The sequence below is a fragment of the Candidatus Poribacteria bacterium genome (assembly GCA_021295715.1).
GTDB lineage: Bacteria > Poribacteria > WGA-4E > WGA-4E > WGA-3G > WGA-3G.
Genome location: JAGWBV010000072.1, coordinates 1 through 1,544, shown reverse-complemented (window position 1 = coordinate 1,544; position 1,544 = coordinate 1). Strand labels below are relative to the sequence as shown.

At 51.7% G+C, this 1,544-nt stretch carries 2 protein-coding genes; both read right to left on the bottom strand.

All coding sequences use genetic code 11. The annotated features are described in order from the left end of the window. Positions 1-1,277: FAD-dependent oxidoreductase (locus J4G07_16835; GenBank protein MCE2415652.1), on the bottom strand; the 1,277-nt coding region annotated here is incomplete at its 3' end. 23 nt (positions 1,278-1,300) lie between these two features. Further along, a partial coding sequence (locus J4G07_16830) for a D-aminoacylase (protein ID MCE2415651.1) occupies positions 1,301-1,544 on the bottom strand: 244 nt, incomplete at its 5' end.

Below are 1,544 nucleotides of genomic sequence, written 5' to 3'. Positions count from 1 at the left end.
TGGATGACCTCGCCCGCGTTTGCGCCAACGAGATGAACGCCTAATATTTTCCCAGTCCACCGACTCGCAATGACTTTGCTGAAGCCGTGTGTCTCACCTTCCGCGACGGCTCTATCGACATCCGCTTGATCGAGTGTGAACACATCAACATCCCCATATTTCTCGCGTGCCTCTGCTTCTGTCAGACCGCAACGGGCAACTTCTGGATCACAGAAGGTTGTCCACGGCACGACGGCGTAGTTGATTGTCTTGGAGAACGGGAAAAAAATATTTCGGAGGAGCAGCTGCGCTTGAAATGCGGCGACATGTGTGAACAAGTAATGTCCAATCACATCGCCTGCGGCATAGATATTTTTGACGCTCGTCTGAAGTTTGCTGTTCACTTCAATCCCACTTCTGCCTACCTGTACCCCGATTTTGTCGAGTGCTAAGCCTTCAATGTTCGGTGCACGTCCCGCGGCAATCAGAATCTTATCAAAAGTCTGCTCTACAGTTCCATTTTCACTATCACCACCACTGAACGTCACATATACGCCTTCTTGATTTTGTATAACCTGTGCGATATTCGTATTGAGTCGGATTGTAATCCCCTCCTCTCGGAGGTAACGCAGCATCTGCTCAGAAACATCGGTATCCTCTTTTGTGAGAATACGTCCGCTCCGTTGTGCTACCGTCACATCCGCACCGAGACGATGAAACGCCTGTCCGAGTTCAATACCGATTGGACCCGCACCGACGACGAGCAACCGGTTGGGGCACTCCTCAAGGTCCCAGACGTTCTCACTGTCGAGATAACCACAAGACTCTAATCCGGGGATAGGCGGCGCATCAGGACGGGAGCCCGTGCTAATCACGAACTTTTTGCTTTCGAGCATGCGCGTCTGACCGCTCTCAGTATCTTCCACAACGAAACGATCAGAGGATTCAAAATGACCATCTCCGAAGATAACATCAACTCCCATCTCACGGAATCGTTCAGGGTTGTCGTGTTCCTCCTCTATCGCGTGTTGGGTGCTTCTGACATACGCCATCACATGTTGCCAATCAGGCGTTGTAAGGGTGCTTGAAATGCCGTATTTCTCAGCGTCTTTGATGTAATTCGCGACCTTCGCCGCCTTCAGGAGTGCCTTGGAAGGCACACATCCCGTCCAGAGGCAGTCGCCACCGATGCGGTGTTTCTCCACAAGCGCGGTCTTTTTCCCCAATTTTGCGCCCGCCACGGCAAGCACAAGCCCGGCACTTCCACCACCAATAATTGTTACATCGTACGTATCCACGGTTTCCCTCCACACTGCACTATCTATCGTTGTTGACGCAGCACTCTACCGGGCAGTTGCCCCGTCACGTCACCATCTTCAACAACTGAAACGCCGTTGACGAATACATAGTTTACACCGACAGGAGATTGTACTGGATCCGACCATGTAGACCTGTCTGCGACAGTCTCTGGATCAAAGACCACAATATCCGCGGCAAGTCCTCGATCAATCCGTCCGCGATCGGAGAGTCGAAAGCGTTCAGCGGGAAAACCGCTCATTTTATAG